This is a genomic window from Agrobacterium sp. MA01 (assembly GCF_009650195.1).
GTDB lineage: Bacteria > Pseudomonadota > Alphaproteobacteria > Rhizobiales > Rhizobiaceae > Allorhizobium.
The window spans coordinates 3,822,124-3,844,695 of sequence record NZ_CP045854.1; the positions used below are offsets into that span (position 1 = coordinate 3,822,124).

A 22,572-nucleotide genomic window follows, 5' to 3' on the forward strand; every position below is an offset into this window, starting at 1 on the left:
GGCTAGCGTCAAGCCATGGCAGCATTTCCGCAAGGCCTGTCCCGGCCTTGGTAAACTCCATGTTTCTACCTATTTATTCTCGGAACCGGTGAAGGACCGACCATGCCCACTCTGTTTCGCTTCATGTTCATCTGCGGGACCATCGTCGGTCTGGTCTATGTCACCATGTGGTCCTTTGCCGTCTTCGTCGAACCGCGGGAACGCGACGTGACGGTGCGCATTCCTTCCGAGCGGATCAATCCGGTCGAGCAATAGCGGGAAACAGGACATGTCGGATCTGAGCCGGGCTCGCGTCGAAGCCTTTCTGGAAATGCTGAGCGCCGAGCGCGGAGCAGCCCAGAACACGCTCATCTCCTATGAGCGAGACCTCGACGACCTCGCCGATTTTCTTTCCGGCCGCAAGGTTACCCTGGGTGCAGCGACACGGGAAGATCTCGCCGCCTATCTCTCCGATCTCGCGCGACGCGGCTTCCAGCCGACGTCCCAGGCAAGACGCCTGTCGGCGATGCGCCAGTTCTACAAGTTTCTCTATGCGGAAGGGCTGCGGGGCGATGATCCGACCGCGATCCTCGACGCGCCGAAGAAGACCCGCCCCCTGCCCAAGGTGCTGACCGTCGAGGATGTCACGGGGCTTCTGTCGCTCGCCGAGCAGGAAGCAAACCTCGAAGGACCGGATCAGGGAGCACGGATCCGGCGACTGGCGCTGATCGAGCTTCTCTATGCGACCGGCATGCGCGTCAGCGAACTCGTATCGCTGCCGGTAAAGGTGCTGACGCAGGAGGGCCGTTTCCTTCTGGTGCGCGGCAAGGGCAACAAGGAGCGGCTGGTGCCGCTGTCGCGGACAGCAATCGAAGCGCTGGCACGATACGGTAAAATCCGGGGAGCTGACCCGACACAGGCAGACAGCCCCTTCCTCTTTCCTGCGGCGAGCAAGGAAGGCCATCTGCCCCGCCAGGTCTTCGCCCGTGAACTCAAGGATCTCGCCATCCGGGCGGGGTTATCGGCGAATGCCGTGTCTCCACATGTTCTGCGACATGCCTTTGCCAGCCACCTTCTCGGCAATGGTGCGGACCTTCGCGCCGTGCAGGAACTGCTCGGCCACAGCGACATTTCAACGACACAAATCTATACGCATGTGCTCGACGAGCGCCTGCAGCAACTGGTGCATACGCATCACCCCCTTGCAAAACAGGCCAAAAACCCCGATTAGGACCGGCAAAGCCGGTTCCTGCGGGCGGCGAGCGCCAGGAACGAACGATCGGAACGGAGTTCATGCACAACTATCTCGACTTCGAAAAGCCCATCTCCGACCTCGAGGCCAAGATCCGCGAACTGAAGAAGATCGCGGAAGAGGACGAGAGCATCGACACCTCGGAAGAGATCAGCCGGCTGGAAAGCCGCGTCGATGAGGCGATGGTGGAGATCTATTCGAAGCTCAACGCCTGGCAGAAGACGCAGGTCGCGCGGCATCCGCAGCGTCCGCATTTCGTCGACTATGCCGAAGCGCTGTTCACAGAATTCACACCGCTGGCCGGTGACCGCAAGTTTGCCGAGGACGCCGCCATCCAGGCCGGCCTCGCCCGCTTCCGCGGCCAGCCTGTCGCCGTGATCGGCCAGGAAAAGGGCAACGACACCAAGTCGCGCATCAAGCACAACTTCGGCAGCCCGCGCCCTGAAGGCTATCGCAAGGCGATCCGCGTCATGGAAATGGCCGACCGCTTCGGCCTGCCAGTCATCACACTGATCGATACGGCCGGCGCCTATCCGGGCGTTGGAGCAGAAGAACGCGGCCAGGCGGAAGCCATTGCCCGCTCCACCGAGATGTGCCTCGGCCTCAAGGTGCCGATGGTCTCCGTCGTCATCGGCGAAGGCGGCTCGGGTGGCGCGATCGCGATTGCCACCGGCAACCGCGTCTACATGCTCGAGCATGCGATCTATTCGGTGATCTCGCCGGAAGGCGCCGCCTCCATTCTCTGGCGCGATTCCACCCGCGCCAAGGAAGCCGCGACCAACATGAAGATCACGGCGGAGGACCTGAAGGGGCTCGGCATCATTGACGCCATCATCCCCGAGCCCGTCGGCGGCGCCCATCGCGCACCAGACCGGGTCATCGGCATGACCGGCGACGTGATCGCCAGCGCACTGGCCGAACTGACGCCGCTTCCGGGCGACAAGCTGCGCGCCGATCGACGCCAGAAATTCCTCGATATCGGCCGCAACCTCTGAGATTGAAGGTTGCGACTGCGGCAATTTGCCATCACTCCGCCGCTTTGCAGCGGTAGCGGCGGAAGACGGATGGCGAAATCGACGGCCATTGGTTTATAATTTGTGAAGAAAGCAGTTCTAAACTACGCATGATCGGCTCGATTTGAGCCACCAACATGTGTTTCTGGAAAGAGCCTTCGCGCATGCGTTTGACATCAACGGCCCTGGTTCTGGTTTTCGCTGCGGCTCTGGCAGGCTGCAATGACGCGCTCGAGAGCGCGGCCTATGACACGCCGCGGGTTTCCAACAAGGTCCAGCAGCCGCTGCCGGCGCGCCTCGTTGCCGAAATCCAGAAGAAGGGCATGGATCGCAATTCGCCGATCATGATCCGCATCTTCAAGGAAGAAGGCAAGCTCGAGGTCTGGAAAGCCAAGACCAACGGCCGCTTCGACAAGGTCGTGGAATACGATATCTGCGCCTGGTCGGGTCGCCTCGGCCCGAAGGTGAAGGAAGGTGACCGCCAGGCGCCGGAAGGCTTCTACCCGCTGACGCCGTATCACCTGAACCCGAATTCCAAGTATTTCCTGGCGATCAACACCGGCTTTCCGAACCAGTTCGACCGCGCCAACGGCCGCACAGGTTCACACCTGATGATCCACGGCGCCTGCTCTTCGTCAGGCTGCTATTCGATGACCGATGCGCAGATGCTGGAGATCTATGCGTTTGCGCGCGACGCTTTCAAGGGCGGCCAGCAGGCGGTGCAATTGCAGGCCTTCCCCTTCCGCATGACCGCTGAAAACATGGCGCGTCATCGCCATAGCCCGCACTTCGATTTCTGGAAAATGCTGAAGGTCGGCTACGACAATTTCGAGGTCACCAAGCGACCACCCGAAGTCAATGTCTGCGAGAAGAAATACGTCTTCAACCAGTCGGTCCCGGCCGGATCGAGCTTCAATCCGCAGGCCTCGTGCCCACCGATGAGCACGCCCCCTGCACTCTCGGTCGCACTTAACGGCTTCAACGAAGCCTATGATGCCGCCTATGCCAAGGCGATGAAAAAATACGACGGCAAGATTTGGTACGACCCGACGGAAGCCGAGCGCAAGGCGCTGGTGGCGGATCTGCGCAAGTCGCGCTCGCACGACCTCGCTTTCGCGCCCACGGGTTCGGCCTTGAAGGCGGGCAAGCTGCTCGACCTCGACGACGTCGATCCGGCCAGGCTGCCTGCCGCCAACGGCACGGCTGCCGTCAACCAGATGGCGACCAACCCGAACGGTGACCCGCAGGCACAGGCTGCACAGACGACGACGGCCGCACCCGCCGCGCCGGCCACCAATGCCGTCCCGGTGCCGCAGCCCAATCCGCTCGCACCCCAGACGGCCGAGGCGGCCGTTGCAGCTCCGGCACCGGCCGACAAGAAGCCCTTCTGGAAGCTCTGGTAAGGGCATGACCGAGACGGTGATCTACGACCTCAGGGGGCTGAAATGCCCCCTTCCCGTTTTGAAGACCCGTCGGCGTATGGCCGACATGAAGCACGGTGACGAACTCGTGGTGCAGACCAGCGACCCCCTCGCCGGCATCGACATTCCGCATTTCTGCAATGAAGACGGCCATGAACTGGTCGCGCAGGAACGGCTCGACGCCGGTCACCGCTTTCACATCCGCAAGGGCGGCGTGACGCTCGGCTAGAACTTGAGGCCGGGAACCGACAGCGGATTGTCCATCATCGCCGCGCGATCCGGGCGGTCGATCGCCACCTTGCCGGTGAAAGCACCGAACAGGTCCCGCACATAACTTTCCGACAAATCCCTGGTGATCAGCACCAGCCGCGTCTTGCGGTCGGACCCTTCAGGCCAGGCCGTCAGGCGCACGGGCGGATGAAAGATCGACTGCACGCCATGCAGCACCAGCGGCTTGTCCGGCCGGTCGGTGAGCGCCACGATCGCCTTCATCCTGAGGAGCTTCTCGCCATGCGTGGAGCGCAGGAGATCGATGAACATGTTGATCGCCATCGGATCGATCGGCTCGTCATGGAGGATGGAATAGGAGCGGATCGAAGCACCGTGTCGGTTCACATCATGATGGTGATGGTGGCCGTGACCATGGGAGTGGCTGTGGTGATCATGATGATGATCGTGGTGATGGTGATCGCCGGCCGCCGCCATTTCGTCCTTCAGCCAGCGATCGACATCGGCGATCTTGGTTGAGGCATCGTAGAGCCCGTTGATCAGCATGGCGGCAGAGCCCGCATCATCAGCATCGCCATCGGTGATCGGCGCGCGGGGATTGAGCGAGCGCAGGCGCTGCGTGATGGCAGAGACGGCGGCCTCGTCAGCGAGTGTCTTCTTGGTCAGGATCAGCCGGTCGGCGACCGCGACCTGCTTGTAGGCCTCCGGAAAGGTATCGATGGTCGAGAGGCCATTGACCGCGTCGACGACCGTCACGACACCGTCTAGATCGAAATGCTGGGCGATCGACGGATGGCCCATGACCGACTGCATCACGGGTGCTGGATCGGCAAGGCCCGTCGTCTCGATGACGACGCGCGACAGCGGCTTCACCTTGCCGGTCTGCATGCCGTCGATCAGTTCCGCCAGCGTATCGACCAGTTCGCCCCGCACCGTGCAGCAAAGGCAACCGTCGGCGAGTTCCACCACCGCGTCGTTCGAGGTCCCGACCAGCAGATGATCGATACCCACTTCGCCGAACTCGTTGATGATGACGGCCGCATCCTTCATCGCCGGATCCTTGAGCAGGCGGTTGAGAAGCGTCGACTTGCCGGCCCCGAGGAAGCCGGTGAGGATGGAGACGGGAATGCGCGACTGGCTCATTGCGATACTCAGAATGTGGGACGGGGCCTCGGGATCGGCACATTGGCGATCTCGCCCGTGCCGGAGCCCTGTTTTGTCGCTACCGGCTCACTGCCGGGAATGAGGCCGGCAAAGCTCATCGCCGGCGGGCGACCCATTTCCTGGATGTAAGGAGAGGTCAGCTTCATGCGCCCGGCTTCGTCACGACCTTCGCTGCGGATCTGGCGCGCCTTCGGATTGCAGATCTCGGCGCTGATGTCGGTCACTTGATCCTGCCCTTCGCCATAGGGCGCGAGCTGATCCAGCCGGTTGCCGGCCACCGAGGTGGTCAGCCCCTTCTGCAGCAGCTCGGCCGAAAGATCGGCACGCGCACCGAGGCTGTCGGAACCGAGCACCACGGAGATCACGGTGCGTCCATTGCGCGTGGCAGACGAGACCTGGTTGAAGCCGGAGGCACAGACATAGCCGGTCTTCATGCCATCAGCGCCTGGGAAGCGGCCGACGAGCAGGTTGAAATTCGGATAATCCTTCTTGCCGGTCGTCACGCCTTCCAGCGCGAAATAACCCGCATATTCAGGGAATTCACGCCGGATGGTCGTCGCAAGCACGGCCATGTCGCGGGCAGTCGTATACTGCCCCTTGCCCGGCAGACCATTCGGATTGACGAACCGCGTCGACGTCATGCCGAGCCGGGCGGCTTCCTGGTTCATGCGCTGCACGAAGGCCGCTTCGCTGCCGCTGACCGTCTCCCCGATGGCGACCGCCACGTCGTTGGCAGACTTGATGATCAGAAGTTTCAAGGCACTGTCGAGCGTCAGCTTGGAGCCCGGCCTGAAATACATCTTGCTTGCCGGCTGATCGGCGGCATGTTTGCTCATGACGACCACGGTCTCGGGCGAAAGCTCGCCTGAGCGCATCGAACGGAAGGTCGTGTAAGCCGTCATCAGCTTGGTCAGAGAGGCCGGATACCATTTGCGGAAGGCTTCTTCATGGGCGATGACCCGGCCACTGCCGACATCGACCACCATCATCGGATTGGCGGCAGCCAGACCCGGCAGAACCATCGCCACCAGCGAGACGGCGACCGCCACTCGGCGAACGTATCCAGTTGAAGACAACATGCGGGGACGTTTCGCAAACACGACTTCGATCCTCTTGTTCGGCTGGGCTCTCGTCAACGCATGACGAGATCTTATGTAGGGAAGGAATGGCAAAGCCCATTGAATACGTCAATTGAAAGGCGCACATTCATGCCGACAATCACGTGATCCCCGCGACCGTGATCAAGAATAAACGCAGGACGAGAGAATGCCGCTTCTGAACCGCGCTTCCGAACTCCAGTCGGAAGCCACCGAATGGCGCCGCCATCTGCATGCCAATCCGGAAATCCTTTACGACGTTGAAAACACTGCAGCCTTTGTCGAGGCAAAGCTGCGGGAATTCGGCGTCGACGAGATCGCAACCGGCCTCGGGCGCACGGGCGTCGTCGGGATCATCAAGGGCTCTGGCGGCGAAGGCCGGACCATCGGCCTTCGCGCCGACATGGATGCGCTTCCCCTCGACGAAATCACGGGCAAGCCCTGGGCTTCGACCATTGCAGGCCGCATGCATGCCTGCGGCCATGACGGTCACACCGCCATGTTACTGGGCGCGGCCAAGTACCTCGCGGAAACCCGCAATTTTTCCGGCAGCGTTGCCGTTGTCTTCCAGCCGGCCGAAGAAGGTGGGCGCGGGGCGCTCGCCATGGTCGAAGACGGAATGATGGAGCGCTTTGGCATCGACGAGATCTACGGCATGCACAACATGCCCGGAAAACCTGTCGGCACCTTCGCCATCCGCAAGGGTGGCATCATGGCGGCTCCGGACAAGTTCCAGCTCAAGCTGACCGGCGTCGGCGGCCATGCTGCCGAACCGCACAACACGGCAGACACGATCGTCATCGGGGCCCAGATCGTCGGCGCCCTTCAGACCATTGCTGCTCGCAACGCCAATCCGCTACGCTCGGTCGTGGTCTCCGTCACCCAGTTTCATGCTGGCACGACCCATAACATCATTCCCGAAGAAGCCTTCATCTCCGGCACAGTACGGTCGCTGGACGAAGGCGTGCGCGATCTGGCGGAGCGGCGCATCGGCGAGATCGCAACCGGCATTGCGGCCGCCCATGGCGCGACCATCGAATACGAATACGAGCGCGCCTGCCCCGTCACCGTCAACCATCCCGCCGAGACGGATTATGCCACGCGCGCAGCGATCGACGTGGTCGGCCCTGACAATGTCGACACCGAAGTGGATCCGAGCATGGCCGGCGAGGATTTCGCCTTCATGCTCCAGTCGCGCCCCGGCGCCTACATCATGATCGGCAATGGGGAAACGGCGGGCCTGCACAATCCGGCTTACGACTTCAACGACGAGGCAATCGCGGCGGGGATATCCTATTGGGTGCGTCTGGCCGAGCAACGCCTGCCGCGCTGAACACGGCATTTCGACCATGCAAAACCGCTTGGCTTGAAGGCTCTGCTTTTGTATGGAGGAGGAAGTGGTCCCGTAGCTCAGCAGGATAGAGCATCAGATTCCTAATCTGAGGGTCACGCGTTCGAATCGCGTCGGGATCACCATCCTCTCACTGCCCACATCTCGCCATTACGAATCTAGGGTTGCGTTCGTGCCGTTATACGGCATGATGATTTCATGCCACGCCGACGGGTGCTTATTCTTTTTATCGTCGGCCTCGAACGGAGGGAATGCCATGGCACCAAGACCCCCGGGCAAGAGCAATGAAGAAAACGCAATCGTGGAGCGGGCCGTACGGCGATTGTACGAGCGTATGCATGCCGACAGGCATGTGCAGGAAAATGCCGAGGCGCTTGTCAGCTATCTTGTGAAGAGCGGCATTCGTGACGAAGACGATCTCGTCGAACTTGCCAGCATTGCGAACGGGAAGCGTTACGACCCGAACAACGGAAGTTTCCTGTAAAGGCCAATGCGCCGCCGGTGCCTATCGGCGGCCGCCATAAGGGCCGGTATCGGCCCTTTCATCTTTTTCATACAGTTCTCGCGTGGCCGCATCCTGATTGACGCGCTCCCGCCCCGTGAGCCGTCTCTGCCGCATGATGGCATAGAAAACGGCAGCGCCGAGCAGGATCGGCCCAAGCATGACGACAAACAACCATAAATAGTTGATCATGAAATACCCTTTTCCTCAAATCTGGGTGCACGTTCAGGATTGCAACCTGTCGCGGAGGGAAAAGGTTCCGAGAGGAATCAGGCAGGTTTCTTTGAGAGTGCGGCCTTCTCGTCGAGGGCCGATTGCAGCTCTTCCGCCAAGGCGATCAGATGCCCCGGGACCGCTTCCCGGCGCGTCTCGTGCATCAGCAGGTCCAGCTTGTCGCGTACGATTCCGCCCGTCCTGTCGCGTCGCGTCTCCGGAGACGAGGTTTTCTGTTCTTCCATGTGGACCTCCGACTTGACGGCATTGCTGGCATGTTGAATTCGACTTGTCCTTGATGCGTCTTCTACGCCATCCGGACCATCTCGGATCAGTCATCTTTTGCAGACATCACCTGCCGCGGTCAGTGTACGCTCCGGTCCGCTTCGGGAAAGGCTTCGATCAGCTTCTGGCGATCCTTGTATTCAAGCGGCTCGGCCTGAAGGATCACACTGATGCTTTCGGATACGTCGAGCCGGCCGTCGTGTTCAAGCTCGGCCTGCTCCCCCGATGCAAACACCAGTGTTGCGCGTGTCTCGAAGCCCTGCCGCAGCAGCCAGTCGCGCGGCGCCTGTATCTCGACCTTGGCGCTATAGCCTTCTCCGCGGCGTTCGACCGCCACGTGGTAGGTGATGGGCGAGACGCGATCGCCGATCAGCAACTGTCCCTGGCCGTCGACATTCTGCACATGTGTCATGTTTCTCACTCTCGCTTGCGGATCTCTCGCAAAAGAGAACATCCGGAGACGCTCTCTGTTCCGTCGGAAAAAGCGGCCCAGACGCGGGAACCACTGGCTGACAGAGGCGTTCAATCAACGGGTCAAGGGGAGGAATGAGAACGAGCGAGACACACCATGAGCAGTGCGCGTCAAACGACGGACCATGACGAGATACGCCGCTGGATCGAGGAGCGGAATGGCATGCCAACGCGCGTCAAGGACAGCGGCGACGGCGGCATTCTGAGGGTGGATTTCGGCAAGCCGGAGGAGGCGCTGGAGAAGATTGAGTGGGAGGAATTCTTTCAGATCTTTGAAAAGAACGACCTCGCCTTTGTCCACCAGGACAAAACCGCCGACGGCGAACTGAGCCGCTTCAGCAAGTTTGTAAGCCGTAGCTGACATGGTCGCCGGCCTGGCTGACCACTCACAATTTCGGGAACCAAGGTAAATGACGCGCGTTTCTGCGTCGTTCTGCCTGGTACCACAGACATCGGAGGATGGCGATCTTGACGACCCGTAGAGCCGAGCTTGCCGCACAGTCTGAAGTGGTCGAGTTGATACCGGCATTGCGCGCCTTTGCGCGGACCTTTTGCAACAAGCCTGAAGAGGCGGATGATCTCGTCCAGGAGACGCTGACCAAGGCGCTAGCTAACCTCGACAAATTCGAGCCTGGAACACGCCTGAAGTCCTGGCTCTTCACCATCATGCGCAACACTTTCTGCACGCGCTTCAAGAAGAGCAGCCGCGAGACCGTTGGCTTGCCCGAGGGTATAGCCTCGCGACTGACCAGCGAGGCGAGCCAGGAGTGGACCGTGCAGGCCGACGAGGTCCGCAGGGCTCTGAACCGATTGCCCGAACATCACCGGGAAATGCTGGTCCTCATCGTCATGCTCGGCGAACGCTACGAAGATGCAGCCGAAATCTGTGGCTGTGCCGTGGGCACGGTCAAGAGCCGCCTGAGCCGCGCGCGCCAGCAATTGCGCCGTGAACTCGGTGAAACCGGGACGGACAGTCCCGTCGGATGAGCAAGTCCGACAGCGGGGATGCAGACGCGAGTGCGGGACCTCCGCCTTCGACGGACGATGTGCCTGAGCTGACCGAGATCGGTCTGGTCTACGGCACCGATGCGGAGCCCGGCATCAGTCGCCGCCGCCGCGGCAAGGGCTTTTCCTATCACCTTCCAGACGGCACCGTCATCGCTGATCAGCCCCTCCTCACACGCATCCGCAGGCTCGCGCTGCCGCCAGCCTATGAACGCGTCTGGATCAGCCTCGACCCGCGCAGCCACCTGCAGGCGACGGGTTACGATGCCAAGGGGCGCAAGCAGTATCGCTACCATGTTGACTGGGCCACATGGCGCAGCGAGCGGAAGTTTGACGATCTCATCGGCTTCGGTGAGGCTCTGCCGACCATCCGGCGGAGGATCGCCCGCGACATCGCCGAACACGCCGATTCAAGTTATTTCCTGCTCTCAGCCCTGATCAGCCTGCTGGACGTGACCTGCATGCGCGTCGGCAACCGCGCTTATGCGCAGGAAAACAAGACCTATGGCGCAACCACGCTTCAGAAGCGCCATCTGACCTTCGAGCCGGATGGCATCCGGCTGAGCTTCATCGCCAAGGGCGGCAAGCGGGTGCGCCGAAAGCTTCGTCATCCGAAACTGCAGAAGATCCTCGAAGAGATTGCCGACCTGCCCGGACGCGATCTTTTTTCCTGGCGGGATCAGGAGGGGCAGTTGCATCGCATCGATTCGGGCCGGCTCAACACCTACCTCACGGAGATCACCAGCAGACGGCTCTCGGCCAAGACCTTCCGCACCTGGGGCGGATCCGTCGCCGCATTTGCCGAAGCCTGGAAGCACATCGATGCGTCGGAACGACCGACGATACGACAAATGTGTGAGATCGCCTCCGACCGCCTGCACAACACGCCGACGATGTGCCGCTCGAGCTATGTGCATCCGGCGATCCTCAACCTGGCCGACAAGAACACGGACCTGGATCAAGTCCGCGAACTCATCCAGGCAGCGCCGGCCCGCGCCCTGCTCCGCGCCGACGAGAACAGGCTCATGACGTTTCTTCAGGCTCATTATGCCCGGAAGGACGAAGACAAAGACTGAGTGCGTCCCGGCAGGACAAAAGCACGGAAAAAGGGGCCGGACAGATCCGACCCCTTCCTTGAATTGGCAAGCAACTGCTATCAGGCCGCCTTCTTCTGGGCTGCGGCATTGACCGCCTTTTCGGCAAGCTTGGTCAGCGCTTCGTCGGTCTTGGATTCTTCCGCCAGCGTCTCGTCGAGCAGCTTGACCGCATCCTTGTAGCCGAGCTGCTGCGCCCAGGCGCGCAGCGTGCCATAGCGGCTGATTTCGTAGTGCTCGACTGCCTGGGCGGCGGCAAGCAGGCCGGCGTCGAGGGCGGGCGAGCCCTTGAACTCTTCCATAATCTCCTCACCCTCTTCGACGATGCCGTCAATGGCGGGGCAGGTCTTGGCGCGCGGACGCTTGCCGATGATCTCGAACACCTGCTGCAGGCGCTCGACCTGGCCTTCGGTTTCTTCCTTGTGCTGCAGGAAGGCAGCCTTCAGCTTCTCGTCCTGAGCGCCACGCGCCATTTTCGGCAGTGCCTTCAGGATCTTCCGTTCGGCGTAGTAGATATCCTTGAGGGTCTCGTGGAACAGGTCTTCGAGTGTCTTGGTAGCCATTGTCGGTATCTCCTCGGTTATCGGTTGTGGCGAGAAAAGAACCGGCCGGATGGCGCTTTGTTCCTGACTTGTTTTTGCCGCGCCGACGGGAACGATCAAGAGCTCCGCAGGGTTAGTTTCGCAGGTGGCGCAGGACGCCACCCTCCAGACCCGAAGGAGGAAACAATGGTCAATCGCAACGACAACTGGGATGCCGGAGACGGCCGAAACCGCAACACGCGCCGCAGCCCGACCGGTGACTACGGCCCCGGCGACAGCGGCTTCGTCGGTGGCTATGGCGACAATCGACCGGACGCTGATCGCTACGACGCCATGCGCCAGCGCGACCACGGCATGGACGGCGGTGACAGAGCCAGCGGGTCGCGTTATCCCCGCACGGGGCGCTCCGACTGGACGACGGATGATCTGGGCTACTACGGCGACCTGAGCGACCGTGGATACGGAGACGACGAACGCCGCTATGCCCGGGGTGCCGGACGAGGCTCCCACCCGTCCGACAAACCATCCTATCGCGGTGGTTATGGCCGCAGCAGTCGCGACCATGATGACGATCGTGGCTTTGTCGACCGTGCCAGCGACGAGGTTGCATCCTGGTTCGGCGACGAGGAGGCCGCCCGGCGTCGCGAGATGGACAACCACCGCGGCAAGGGCCCCAAGGGCTATCGCCGCTCGGATGCCCGCATTCTCGAGGACACCAACGACCGTTTGGCCGACGACCCCGCCGTCGATGCCTCCGATATCGAGGTGACGGTGAAGGACGCCGAGGTGACCCTATCCGGTCATGTGACGGATCGCTGGGAAAAGCGCCGCGCCGAAGACTGCGCCGATCGCGTCAGCGGCGTCACCCATGTGCAGAACAATCTGCGTGTGCGGATTTCTGGCGAAGGCAGCGTCATGACGCAGGCCTGAGGTGCAGCTAGCCCCGAAGGGCGCGCAAGGCGTTGAGGATGACGGCAACGTCGATGACCTCTTGAAGCAGCGCGCCCTGAACGGGCGACAGATAACCGAAGGCGGCAAAGACCATAGCGCCGAAAGAGAGCAGCAGCCCGGCAATCGCACTTTGCCGGGCAATGTTGCGGGAACGTCTGGCGATCCCGCAGGCAAGCGGCAACCGCGAAAGATCGTCCGCCAGCAACACGACATCGGCCGCTTCCGACGAAGCCGCCGAACCCCGCGCACCGATCGCCACGCCGACATCGGCAAGCGCCAGCGCCGGGGCATCATTGACCCCGTCTCCCACCATCATCACCACGCCACCGGCGCGTTCCCTGCGAATGAGATCGACCTTGCCTTCAGGAGTGAGATCCCCGGCGACAGCATCAAGGCTGAGACTGGCCGAGGCCTTTTCCGCCACATCGCTGCGGTCCCCGGAGGCCATGACGATCCGACTGATACCACCGGCCCGAAAGGCGGAGATTGATGCCCCGGCATCCGCACGCAACGGATCGGAGAGGAGAATGAGGCCAGCTGCCCGCCCATCAATGCCGACGGCGACCACTGCCGTGCCGCCTTCGATGCCGCCTCTGGCGAAATCCTCGCCGGCAACCAACTGCGAGCGGACATAGCCGCTGCCACCGAGCACCACCTTGACACCTCCGACCAAGCCGGAGAGCCCCCGCCCTGCCTCTTCGATGACGCCCTGTGGCAGGGTCAGGCCGAGACCCCGCGCGGTGGCGGCGCGTACAAGCGCTTCTGCCGCGACATGGCCGGAGGCCTGATCGAGAGAGGCAGCCAGCGCCAGCACCTGATCAGACGTGAAGCCCGGTTGCGGCCGGACCTCGGACACTTCGGGTCGTGCGGATGTCACGGTCCCCGTCTTGTCGACAACGACGGTGGTCACCGCAGCCAGCGCCTCGAGCGCGCCGGCCGTCTTGACCAGCACGCCAAGCGACGCAGCCCGCGACATGCCGGCGATGACGGCAACCGGCACGGCAAGGATCAGCGGACAGGGGGTGGCGACGACGAGCACGGCAAGCGCCCGCGTTGCCTCTCCGCTCCACCACCAGGCGCCACCGGCGAGCAGAAGCGTGATGCCGAGGAAGACGAGGGCATAACGATCCGCAAGCCGCGCCATCGGCGCCCGGCTGGCCTGCGCTTGTTCGACGAGGCGGACGATACCGGCATAGGTGCTTGCTTTGGATTCGCGCAGCACCAGAAGATCGAAGGCGTCGCCAAGCACCGTGCAGCCGCTCGGCACTTCATGGCCCATCTGGATGGGGACGGGCAGCGATTCGCCAGTGAGCGCCGAAAGATCGAGGACAGCAGTCGCGGCCAGCAGGCGCCCGTCGACCGGCACGACCTCACCCTTGCGCACGAGTATTCGGTCCTGCGGCTTGAGCGCTTCGATCGGCACGCTTTCGAGCGCATCGCCACGATAGAGCATGGCCGTACGCGAGACACGACCGAGCAGCGCCGTCATGTCGCGTCGGGCGCGGCCCTCGGCGAAGCTTTCGAGCAATTGGCCGCCGGCATACATGACAGCGACGATGGCCGCGGCAAGGTTCTCTCCGAGCGCGAGGCCAACACCGATCGAAAGCGCAGCGATGGCATCGACGCCCATCCGGCCGTTGAGAAGCGCCCGCAGGATATCGATGACGAGGACGATGAAGACGGAACCAGCACCGACCAGCCAGACCTGACGCGCAAGCTCGGGATAATCCGTCAACGCAAGAATGCCGCCGCCGGTAAGACAGAGAAAGGCAAGCGCCGCGAGCAGGACCGGCAGGCTCTCACGCAAACGTGTCGACTGCAAAATGTCCGGCATTCTCATATTCCCAAGCGGGCTGGCGAGGGGTCGGGATCGACCTCTCTTGCTGGTCTTCCCTTTCCCTTGTAGAGCCTTCTAAGCATGAAGCAATCGGACGTAAGCAGCATGATCGACAATGCCCGGCCCCGGCGCCTTTCAGTCCTCGGCTCGACCGGCTCGATTGGCGTCAACACGCTCGACGTGATCGAACAGCTCGGCGGTCGCGACAGCTTCGAGGTGATGGCGCTGACCGGCAACGGCAATCTCGATCTGCTGGCCGAACAGGCGCGCCGCACGGGGGCAAAGCTGGCCGTCACCGCCGACGAAAGCCAGTATAGGACGTTGAAGGACCTGCTGGCGGGCACCGGCACGGATGTCGCAGCCGGCGCAAGCGGACTGGAAGAGGCTGCCGACATGGAAGCCGGCTGGGTCATGGCAGCCATCGTCGGCACCGCCGGCCTCGCGCCGACCCTGAAGGCTGCCGCCCGCGGCGCCGATATCGCACTTGCCAACAAGGAATGCCTCGTCTCTGCCGGCCACCTTTTCGTCGATGCTGTGAGACATGGCGGTGGACGGCTGATCCCGGTCGACAGCGAACACTCGGCGATCTTCCAGTGTCTGGAGCAGGACCAGCGCCACGCGCTTGAGCGGATCGTGCTGACCGCCTCCGGTGGCCCTTTCCGCACCCATAGCCGCGAGCAGATGGCCAATGTCACGGTGCAGACGGCACGCACCCATCCCAACTGGTCGATGGGCCTGAAGATATCTGTCGGCAGCGCCTCGATGTTCAACAAGGCGCTGGAGATGATCGAGGCAAAGCACCTCTTCGATGTCCGCCCAGACCAGATCGAGGTTGTCGTGCATCCCCAGTCGATCATCCATTCGATGGTCGGTTACACCGACGGCTCCGTCATCGCCCAGCTCGGCGTGCCGGATATGCGCACCGCCATTGGCTATGCGCTGACCTATCCGAAGCGTCCGGCGCTCAATGTCGACCGGCTCGATTTTGCCAAACTGGCAAGGCTCGATTTCGAAGCCCCGGACGAAACACGCTTCCCGGCCCTGCGGCTTGCCCGCACGGCGCTGGAGCGTGGCGGATTGCAAGGGGCGATCCTGAACGCCGCTGAAGAAACCGCCTTCAACGCCTTCGTCGAGGACAAGATCCGCTTCCTCGACATGGCAGATGTCGTTGAGGCCGTTATGGACGCGATGGTCGAGGGCGTTCCGGCGGATACGATCGCTGACGTCTATGCGGCGGATCGCGAGGCGAGGCGCATGGCGGCTGAGGTGATAGATAGGCGCGCCGCCTGACCTGAAACGACCGACACAAACACAAAAGGGCCGCGTTACCGCCTAACCCGAACGGTGAAGGTGGAGTGCTGCCTAACCCGAAACTCGGTTTTTTTGCACCTCACTGTTGTGGCAGACCTCTCCTCAGACCTCCGCTCAGAACTCAGTGACCCAGTTTTTGCTTCAGAATTCAGGATTGCCGGCACACCGAGAGCCGGCGACCTCAACGATCCGCTGGCGGCAAGTCTTTGATGCGTTCGACATGTGCCTTTATGTCGTCGAGCGTGAAGGGGGTATAACGACGGGTTGTGGTTGCTGGATGATAGCGCAGCCCTAATCGCTTTTCAGGGCGCCACGCATTGGCGGGTCGGATCGGACGTGGTGCGAACCCACCGCCGCAGGTCGGGCAGACGTTTTGCAGGACGGATTCCACACAGGCCACGCAGTAGGTGCATTCATAGGTGCAAATGCGAGCATCGGCGGAATCCGGGGGCAAGTCACGGTCGCAGAGTTCGCAGTTGGGGCGCAATTCCAGCAAAGGGGCCTCCTTCAACAACAACGTCAGCCCATATTGCTACATCGGGACGATTTTGGCAGAAATGACAATATGCCCTCGTTTTCCGCCAATCGTCTTCCGTTCCAGCGCCATGTCGCCATTGTGCTGTTCGACCGCACCAAGCTTATAGACGTCACCGGACCTTTGCAGGTTTTCAACGATGCTCGGCTGTCTAATGGCGAAAAAGCCTACTGGGTATCGCTCGTTTCCGAAGCCGGCGGCTCTGTTGTGACTGACACGGGCTTTGCACTGGAAACCCAGCCGTTTGAGGCATGCCGGGCAAGGATGCCGGATACAGTGATCGTATCCGGTGGCGACAGTGCCATCCTTGCCGCGCGATCAGCCGCGCTGCTGTCTTTCCTGGGTGAGATGGCGGGGCAATGCCGCCGCCTCGCCTCGGTATGTCTCGGCGCGTTCGTGCTTGCGCATGGCGGCCATCTGAACGGGCGGCGCGCGACGACCCATTGGGAAAACTGCGCGCAACTCCGAGAGGAATTTCCACAAATCGACGTGCGCAGTGACGCCATTTTTGAAGAGGATGGCGGGATCTGGACCTCTGCCGGCGTCACCGCAGGCATAGACATGGCACTGGAGATGATCGAGCAAGACTTGGGTCGTTCAGAAGCACTACGGCTGGCTCAGTCTCTTGTTCTCTATGTCAGGCGAACAGGAGGGCAGCGCCAGTTCAGTGCAGCTCTCACGAGGCAGATGCAGAGCAAAGGCGGGGAGTTTGATGACCTCATTGCCAAGATGCTTGCGCACCTGTCATCCGACTTGTCTGTGCCCCGTCTGGCCGCGATGGCACGGATGAGCGAGAGAAGCTTTGCCCGCAAGTTCACTGCTACGATGGGCACCGCCCCGGCTCGTTTCGTGGAAGATCTGCGGGTCGATGCAGCTTGCGAAGCTCTCCAAAGGGGAGAAGCCCGCCTGTCGGAACTACCGCTTCTTTTCGGCTTCGGTAACGCGGAACGAATGCGCCGGGCTTTTCACAGAAACAAGGGGATTGCTCCCTCAGACTATCTAATCCGCTTTGGTAAGTAGGTTTGGATTTCGATATCTCGGTTACGGGCCGCGTCACCGCAGCCCGTTTTACACTTCTGAAGGTTTTAGCCCGATCAAGCCACCGCACGTGCCAGCGCGCAGCGCGACCAGAGCTGGTGAAGCGAACCGACCAGATGTTCGAGATCGGCATCGGAATGCAGGGGCGTCGGGGTAATGCGCAGCCGCTCGGTCTTTTTCGGGACCGTTGGATAGTTGATCGGCTGCACGTAGATGGAACAGTTATCGAGCAGCAGGTCGGAGATCCACTTGCACTTGGCGGCATCGCCGACCATGACCGGCACGATATGGCTCGGATTCGGCATATGCGGAATGCCAGCCTTGTCGAGCATGGCACGCAGGCGACGCACGCGCTCCTGATGGGCGAAGCGCTCCACCTGGCTGGTCTTCAGATGGCGGATCGAGGCGACAGCGCCGGCAGCGAGCGCCGGCGGAAGCGCCGTAGTGAAGATGAAGCCCGAAGCAAACGAACGGACGAAATCACAAAGAGCGGTCGAAGCGGCGATATAACCACCCATGACGCCGAAGGCCTTGCCGAGCGTGCCTTCGATGATCGTCAGGCGATCCATCAGACCTTCGCGCTCGGCGATACCGCCACCATGCGCGCCGTACATGCCGACCGCATGGACTTCGTCGAGATAGGTCATCGCGCCATATTTGTCAGCGAGATCACAGATCTCCTTGATCGGGGCGATGTCGCCATCCATCGAGTAGACGGACTCAAACGCGATCATCTTCGGCGCGCGCGGATCGGCGGCAGCAAGCTTCGCTTCCAGATCCTTGACGTCGTTGTGCTTCCAGATGACGCGTTCGGCCTTGGAATGGCGAATGCCCTCGATCATCGAAGCATGGTTGAGGGCGTCGGAGAAGATGATGAGACCGGGAATCTTGGCGCCGAGCGTGCCGAGCGCTGCCCAGTTCGAGACGTAACCCGAAGTGAAGATCAGCGCCGATTCCTTGCCGTGCAGATCAGCAAGTTCGCGCTCAAGCAGGACATGGTAATGATTGGTGCCGGAAATGTTGCGAGTGCCGCCGGCACCGGCGCCACAGTCGTCGATCGCCTGCTTCATGGCATCGATCACGAGCTGATTCTGGCCCATGCCGAGATAGTCGTTGGAGCACCAGACGGTGACTTCCTGGGTGCCGTTTTCGGTGTAGCGGGTCGCGCGCGGGAAGTTGCCGCGCTGGCGTTCCAAATCAGCGAAGACGCGGTATCGGCCTTCCTCGTGAAGCCCCGCGAGCTGATCCTTGAAAAACGCCTCGAAATCCATGCCTGTCACTCCAGTCTTTCAGCCTCTTTTGGGTCCGTCCGCGGTTCCGGTCAACCCTGCTTGTGTATATTCATTCTAAACTGCGACAAAAGGCGCGAATTTCAGAACTTTCTCACGTAAATCCTAATGGATTGCAGCTGGCGAAACTTGATCTGCGTCAAGCCGCAGAGAAAAAGGACGACCGAGGCCGTCCTTTTCCGTTTTTGATGAGACGCCAGGCATCAAGATGCCTGGACGGCGCGCTTGGCCATGACCCGGATGAGGTTTGCCCGGTATTCGGCCGTGCAATGCAGGTCCGACATCAGCTCCGACGAATCGATCTCGACACCTGCGACAGCCTCCGGTGACCAGTTGGCCGAGAGTGCGGTTTCAAGTCCGGCATGGCGGAAGACGCCTGACGATCCGGCACCGGTCACGGCGACACGAACGCCCCCTGCACCTTTCGACACGAAGACACCGGTCATCGCATAGCGCGAGGCCGGATTGGCGAACTTCGCATAGCCTGCCTTTTCCGGAGCGTCGAAACGGATCGCCGTGATGATCTCGTCTTCGGCAAGCGCTGTTTCGAACAGGCCGACGAAGAAGTCGTCAGCCGCGATCTCGCGCGTGTTGGTGACGACAGTCGCCCCGAGGCCGAGCACGGCCGACGGATAGTCGGCAGCCGGATCGTCATTGGCGACAGAGCCGCCGATCGTGCCCATGTGGCGCACATGCGGATCGCCGATCATCGAGGCGAGATGGCAAATCGCCGGGCACACCGCGCGGATGGCCGCCGAAGAGGCGACCTCGGCATGAGTGGTGGCAGCGCCGATCGTGACGCGGCGACCATCCACCTTGATGCCCTTGAGGGTGTCGATGTGCCTGAGATCGACAAGATCCGACGGCTGGGCGAGGCGCTGCTTCAGCGCCGCGATCAGCGTCTGGCCGCCGGCGATAAACTTGCCGTCTTCGGCACCAGAAAGAAGTTTTCCGGCATCCTCGATCGACGAGGCGCGGTGATAGCTGGTGGAATAGAGCTGCATGGTTCTCTCCTTCCTTATTCGGCAGCCTGGCGGGTCGCATTGGCCTGGAGCGCACTCCAGACGGCAAGCGGCGTCGCCGGCATGTTGAGGTCGTTATTGCCGATCGCGTCGGTGATCGCGTTGATCAGTGCCGGCGGAGACCCGATGGCGCCTGCCTCGCCGCAGCCCTTGATGCCGAGCGGATTGCCCGGGCAAGGCGTGTTCTGGTGCGAAACATTGAACGACGGCAGGTCGTCGGCGCGCGGCATGGCATAATCCATGTAGCTCGCGGTCAGAAGCTGCCCGGTCTGCGGATCGTAATGCACGCTTTCCAGCAGCGCCTGGCCAATGCCCTGCGCGATACCGCCATGCACCTGTCCCTCGACGATCATCGGATTGATGATATTGCCGAAGTCGTCGGCTGCGACGAACTGCACGATCTCGGTCTTGCCGGTTTCCGGATCGACCTCGACTTCCGCGATGTAGCAGCCGGCGGGGAAGGTGAAGTTTGAGGGATCGTAGAAGGCGCCCTCCTTCAGTCCGGGCTCCATGCCCGACGGCAGGTTGTGGGCGGTATAGGCTGCAAGCGCCACCTGGAACCACGGCACAGACTTGTCGGTCCCGGCGACCTTCAGTTCGCCATTGTCGATGACGATATCGCTCTCGTCAGCTTCCATCAGATGCGCCGCGATCTTCTTGGCTTTCGCCTCGACCTTGTCGAGCGCCTTGACGATGGCCGACATGCCGACGGCACCGGAACGGGAACCATAGGTGCCCATGCCCATCTGCACCTTGTCGGTGTCACCATGCACGATCGAGACATTGTCGATCGGCAGGCCGAAGCGTTCGGAGACAAGCTGGGCGAAGGTGGTCTCGTGACCCTGGCCGTGGCTATGCGAGCCGGTGAGCACTTCGACCGTGCCGACCGCATTGACGCGGACTTCGGCGGATTCCCAGAGACCCACGCCTGCCCCGAGCGAGCCGACCGCCGCCGACGGCGCAATGCCGCAGGCCTCGATATAGCAGCTCATGCCTATGCCGCGCAGCTTACCACGCCCTGCGGCTTCGGCCTTGCGAGCGGGGAAACCGTTCCAATCGGCTGCAGACATCGCCGCCTCCAGCGAGGCGTCGTAGTCACCGGCGTCGTAGCACATGATCACAGGCGTCTGGTACGGGAAGGTGCGCACGAAGTTCTTGCGGCGCAGTTCTGCCGGCGAGATGCCGAGTTCGCGGGCTGCCGTTTCGACGGTACGTTCGAGGAGATAAGTCGCCTCTGGGCGACCGGCACCACGATAGGCATCGACCGGCACAGTATTGGTATAGACGGTGCGGACATTGGCGTGGATCGCCGGGATCGCATACTGGCCGGACAGGAGGGTCGCGTAGAGATAGGTCGGGACCGAAGACGAGAACAGCGACATATAGGCGCCGAGATTGGCGACCGTGTCGACCTTGAGGCCGATGATATTGTTGTCCTTGTCAAATGCCATCTTGACCTTGGACACATGATCGCGACCGTGGGCGTCCGTCAGGAAGGCCTCGGTGCGATCCGAAGTCCACTTGACCGGGACCCCCGTCTTCTTGGAGGCCCAGAGACAGACCACCTCTTCCGGATAGATATAGATCTTCGATCCGAAGCCGCCGCCGACGTCAGGTGCGATCACACGCAGCTTGTGCTCGGGCGCCACATTGTAGAAGGCGCTCATCACGAGACGCGCGACATGCGGGTTCTGCGAGGTCGTGTAGCAGGTGAAGTGATCTTCCGCCGTGTCGTAGATGCCGAGCGTCGCGCGCGGCTCCATCGGGTTCGGCGAGAGACGGTTATTGAAGATGTCAATCTCGGTGACATGGGCGGCACTGGCGATCGCGGCATCGGCCGCAGCGCTGTCACCGATCTCCCAGTCGAAGATCAGGTTGCCAGGGGCTTCCGGATGCAGCTGCGGCGCGCCGGACTTCAGAGCGTCGACCGCACCGGTCACGACCGGCAGTTCTTCATACTCGACCGAAACGGCCTCCGAGGCATCACGTGCCTCGCCGATGCTGTCGGCAACCACGATGGCGACCGCGTCACCGACGTAGCGAACGGTTTCATGTGCCAGTGGACGCCAGGCGCCCATCTTCATCGGCGTGCCGTCCTTCGAATGGATCATCCAGCCACAGATCAGGTTGCCGATACCGTCGGCGAGCAGCTGCTTGCCGTCGAGCACGTCGATGACACCGGGCATGGCCTTGGCGGCGGCGACATCGATCGACTTGATCTTGGCATGTGCATAAGGCGAACGGACGAAATAGGCATATTTCATGCCTGGGACGACCATGTCGTCGGTATACCGGCCCTTGCCGGTCAGGAAACGTTTGTCTTCCTTGCGCGCCACACGCGCGCCGATTCCTTCAACACCCATTGTCTTCTCCTCCAGAAGTGAGCGAATAGCGAATGGCGAATAGAGTACGGAGTGCGTTCAGTTAGCGTCGCGGCGCGACGCTCTCTTCGCTACTCACTGTTCCCTACTCGCTTGGACGTCACTCGGCGGCCTGACGGCCGGCGGTCATCGCTTCGTTGGCCGAGAGCACGGCCTTGACGATGTTGTGGTAGCCCGTGCAGCGACAGATATTGCCTTCAAGCTCATGGCGGACGGTGGCCTCGTCGAGCGCGCCGTTGTGACGACAGATCATGTCCAGCGCCGTCATCACCATGCCCGGCGTACAGAAGCCGCATTGCAGACCATGATGCTCCTTGAAGGCAGCCTGCACCGGATGCAGCTCGCCACCGGAAGAAAGGCCCTCGATCGTGGTAATCGAGGATCCCGACGCCTGAACAGCCAGGATCGAACAGCTCTTGATCGACTTGCCGTCCATGTGAACGACGCAGGTGCCGCATTGCGTGGTATCGCAGCCCACATGCGTTCCCGTCAGACCAAGTTTTTCGCGAATGAAATGCACGAGCAGGGTGCGATCCTCGCACTCTCCGCTCACTGTCCGGCCATTCACCGTCAGTGTCACTTTAGCCATGT

At 61.7% G+C, this 22,572-nt stretch carries 25 protein-coding genes and 1 tRNA gene; 14 read left to right on the top strand and 12 right to left on the bottom strand.

The genetic code is table 11. The annotated features are described in order from the left end of the window. Positions 1 to 102 precede the first annotated feature (102 nt). From GH983_RS24160 to GH983_RS18295, 5 genes are all read left to right on the top strand, one after another. A complete protein-coding gene (locus tag GH983_RS24160) occupies positions 103 to 255 on the top strand; it encodes a hypothetical protein (RefSeq protein WP_194842750.1) in 153 nt (50 codons plus the stop codon). 13 nt (positions 256 to 268) lie between these two features. Further along, positions 269 to 1,210: a site-specific tyrosine recombinase XerD gene (xerD, locus tag GH983_RS18280; RefSeq protein ID WP_153763169.1), complete on the top strand. Its 942-nt coding sequence runs from the start codon at positions 269 to 271 to the stop codon at positions 1,208 to 1,210. Positions 1,211 to 1,272: 62 nt separating this feature from the next. After that, positions 1,273 to 2,226, top strand: a complete 954-nt coding sequence (locus tag GH983_RS18285; RefSeq protein ID WP_054149889.1) for an acetyl-CoA carboxylase carboxyltransferase subunit alpha — start codon at positions 1,273 to 1,275, stop codon at positions 2,224 to 2,226. Between the two features lie 182 nt (positions 2,227 to 2,408). Next, positions 2,409 to 3,647, top strand: coding sequence for a murein L,D-transpeptidase family protein (locus tag GH983_RS18290; protein ID WP_153763170.1), 1,239 nt, complete (start codon positions 2,409 to 2,411; stop codon positions 3,645 to 3,647). Positions 3,648 to 3,651: 4 nt separating this feature from the next. After that, entirely contained in the window at positions 3,652 to 3,894 is a 243-nt protein-coding gene (locus GH983_RS18295; RefSeq protein WP_153763171.1) for a sulfurtransferase TusA family protein, read from the top strand. Here the strand turns inward: GH983_RS18295 and GH983_RS18300 are convergent. Continuing rightward, positions 3,891 to 5,036 carry a GTP-binding protein gene (locus GH983_RS18300; RefSeq protein ID WP_153763172.1) on the bottom strand — a complete coding sequence of 382 codons (1,146 nt, stop codon included), beginning with the start codon at positions 5,034 to 5,036 and terminating at the stop codon, positions 3,891 to 3,893. The two genes, GH983_RS18295 and GH983_RS18300, sit on opposite strands and share 4 nt — an antisense overlap. Positions 5,037 to 5,044: 8 nt before the next feature. Further along, positions 5,045 to 6,136, bottom strand: a complete 1,092-nt coding sequence (locus GH983_RS18305; RefSeq protein WP_153763173.1) for a D-alanyl-D-alanine carboxypeptidase family protein — start codon at positions 6,134 to 6,136, stop codon at positions 5,045 to 5,047. 187 nt (positions 6,137 to 6,323) lie between these two features. Here GH983_RS18305 and GH983_RS18310 point away from each other — a divergent pair, with 187 nt between their 5' ends. The 3 genes from GH983_RS18310 (at position 6,324) to GH983_RS18320 (ending at position 7,989) form a co-directional block, all read left to right on the top strand. Then, positions 6,324 to 7,487: a M20 aminoacylase family protein gene (locus GH983_RS18310; RefSeq protein WP_153763174.1), complete on the top strand. Its 1,164-nt coding sequence runs from the start codon at positions 6,324 to 6,326 to the stop codon at positions 7,485 to 7,487. Between the two features lie 66 nt (positions 7,488 to 7,553). After that, positions 7,554 to 7,630 (top strand) — tRNA-Arg (locus tag GH983_RS18315). A 131-nt stretch (positions 7,631 to 7,761) separates the two neighbouring features. Continuing rightward, entirely contained in the window at positions 7,762 to 7,989 is a 228-nt protein-coding gene (locus GH983_RS18320; protein ID WP_069042909.1) for a hypothetical protein, read from the top strand. Positions 7,990 to 8,010: 21 nt separating this feature from the next. Here GH983_RS18320 and GH983_RS18325 read toward each other — a convergent pair whose 3' ends face one another. The 3 genes from GH983_RS18325 to GH983_RS18335 all read right to left on the bottom strand — a co-directional run bounded on the left by GH983_RS18325 (position 8,011) and on the right by GH983_RS18335 (position 8,917). Beyond that, positions 8,011 to 8,199, bottom strand: coding sequence for a hypothetical protein (locus GH983_RS18325; protein WP_153763175.1), 189 nt, complete (start codon positions 8,197 to 8,199; stop codon positions 8,011 to 8,013). A 77-nt stretch (positions 8,200 to 8,276) separates the two neighbouring features. After that, the gene (locus GH983_RS18330) at positions 8,277 to 8,465 is read right to left on the bottom strand and encodes a hypothetical protein (RefSeq protein WP_153763176.1); all 189 of its coding nucleotides are present in this window, start codon (positions 8,463 to 8,465) and stop codon (positions 8,277 to 8,279) included. 119 nt (positions 8,466 to 8,584) lie between these two features. Beyond that, the gene (locus GH983_RS18335) at positions 8,585 to 8,917 is read right to left on the bottom strand and encodes a hypothetical protein (protein ID WP_153763177.1); all 333 of its coding nucleotides are present in this window, start codon (positions 8,915 to 8,917) and stop codon (positions 8,585 to 8,587) included. Between the two features lie 156 nt (positions 8,918 to 9,073). On the opposite strand from GH983_RS18335, the gene GH983_RS18340 reads away from it, so the two are divergent. From GH983_RS18340 to GH983_RS18350, 3 genes are all read left to right on the top strand, one after another. Continuing rightward, positions 9,074 to 9,337, top strand: a complete 264-nt coding sequence (locus GH983_RS18340; RefSeq protein WP_153763178.1) for a hypothetical protein — start codon at positions 9,074 to 9,076, stop codon at positions 9,335 to 9,337. Positions 9,338 to 9,435: 98 nt separating this feature from the next. Next, positions 9,436 to 9,963: a sigma-70 family RNA polymerase sigma factor gene (locus tag GH983_RS18345; RefSeq protein ID WP_069042905.1), complete on the top strand. Its 528-nt coding sequence runs from the start codon at positions 9,436 to 9,438 to the stop codon at positions 9,961 to 9,963. Continuing rightward, entirely contained in the window at positions 9,960 to 11,057 is a 1,098-nt protein-coding gene (locus GH983_RS18350; protein ID WP_153763179.1) for a DNA topoisomerase IB, read from the top strand. The genes GH983_RS18345 and GH983_RS18350 overlap by 4 nt, the downstream gene beginning before the upstream one ends. Before the next feature lie 80 nt (positions 11,058 to 11,137). Here the strand turns inward: GH983_RS18350 and GH983_RS18355 are convergent, their stop codons facing one another. Beyond that, on the bottom strand, positions 11,138 to 11,638 hold the full coding sequence (locus GH983_RS18355) for a ferritin-like domain-containing protein (protein WP_054149877.1): 501 nt from the start codon (positions 11,636 to 11,638) through the stop codon (positions 11,138 to 11,140). A 312-nt stretch (positions 11,639 to 11,950) separates the two neighbouring features. On the opposite strand from GH983_RS18355, the gene GH983_RS18360 reads away from it, so the two are divergent. Beyond that, positions 11,951 to 12,547 carry a BON domain-containing protein gene (locus GH983_RS18360; protein WP_153763641.1) on the top strand — a complete coding sequence of 199 codons (597 nt, stop codon included), beginning with the start codon at positions 11,951 to 11,953 and terminating at the stop codon, positions 12,545 to 12,547. A gap of 7 nt (positions 12,548 to 12,554) precedes the next feature. Here the strand turns inward: GH983_RS18360 and GH983_RS18365 are convergent, their stop codons facing one another. After that, complete coding sequence (locus GH983_RS18365) at positions 12,555 to 14,402, bottom strand: heavy metal translocating P-type ATPase (RefSeq protein WP_153763180.1); 1,848 nt, start codon at positions 14,400 to 14,402, stop codon at positions 12,555 to 12,557. Positions 14,403 to 14,510: 108 nt separating this feature from the next. On the opposite strand from GH983_RS18365, the gene dxr reads away from it, so the two are divergent. Continuing rightward, positions 14,511 to 15,695, top strand: a complete 1,185-nt coding sequence (gene dxr, locus GH983_RS18370) for a 1-deoxy-D-xylulose-5-phosphate reductoisomerase (RefSeq protein ID WP_153763181.1) — start codon at positions 14,511 to 14,513, stop codon at positions 15,693 to 15,695. A gap of 202 nt (positions 15,696 to 15,897) precedes the next feature. On the opposite strand, the gene GH983_RS18375 is transcribed toward dxr, so the two are convergent. Further along, complete coding sequence (locus GH983_RS18375) at positions 15,898 to 16,212, bottom strand: DUF1272 domain-containing protein (protein WP_153763182.1); 315 nt, start codon at positions 16,210 to 16,212, stop codon at positions 15,898 to 15,900. A gap of 69 nt (positions 16,213 to 16,281) precedes the next feature. Between GH983_RS18375 and GH983_RS18380 the strand changes: the two genes are divergently transcribed. Then, positions 16,282 to 17,271 carry a GlxA family transcriptional regulator gene (locus GH983_RS18380; RefSeq protein WP_153763183.1) on the top strand — a complete coding sequence of 330 codons (990 nt, stop codon included), beginning with the start codon at positions 16,282 to 16,284 and terminating at the stop codon, positions 17,269 to 17,271. 74 nt (positions 17,272 to 17,345) lie between these two features. Here the strand turns inward: GH983_RS18380 and hemA are convergent, their stop codons facing one another. The 4 genes from hemA to GH983_RS18400 all read right to left on the bottom strand — a co-directional run bounded on the left by hemA (position 17,346) and on the right by GH983_RS18400 (position 22,570). After that, on the bottom strand, positions 17,346 to 18,560 hold the full coding sequence (gene hemA, locus GH983_RS18385; RefSeq protein WP_153763184.1) for a 5-aminolevulinate synthase: 1,215 nt from the start codon (positions 18,558 to 18,560) through the stop codon (positions 17,346 to 17,348). A 221-nt stretch (positions 18,561 to 18,781) separates the two neighbouring features. Next, positions 18,782 to 19,582 carry a xanthine dehydrogenase family protein subunit M gene (locus tag GH983_RS18390; RefSeq protein ID WP_153763185.1) on the bottom strand — a complete coding sequence of 267 codons (801 nt, stop codon included), beginning with the start codon at positions 19,580 to 19,582 and terminating at the stop codon, positions 18,782 to 18,784. Between the two features lie 14 nt (positions 19,583 to 19,596). Next, positions 19,597 to 21,963 carry a xanthine dehydrogenase family protein molybdopterin-binding subunit gene (locus tag GH983_RS18395; RefSeq protein ID WP_153763186.1) on the bottom strand — a complete coding sequence of 789 codons (2,367 nt, stop codon included), beginning with the start codon at positions 21,961 to 21,963 and terminating at the stop codon, positions 19,597 to 19,599. 118 nt (positions 21,964 to 22,081) lie between these two features. Beyond that, positions 22,082 to 22,570 carry a (2Fe-2S)-binding protein gene (locus tag GH983_RS18400; protein WP_054149870.1) on the bottom strand — a complete coding sequence of 163 codons (489 nt, stop codon included), beginning with the start codon at positions 22,568 to 22,570 and terminating at the stop codon, positions 22,082 to 22,084. Positions 22,571 to 22,572: the final 2 nt, after the last annotated feature.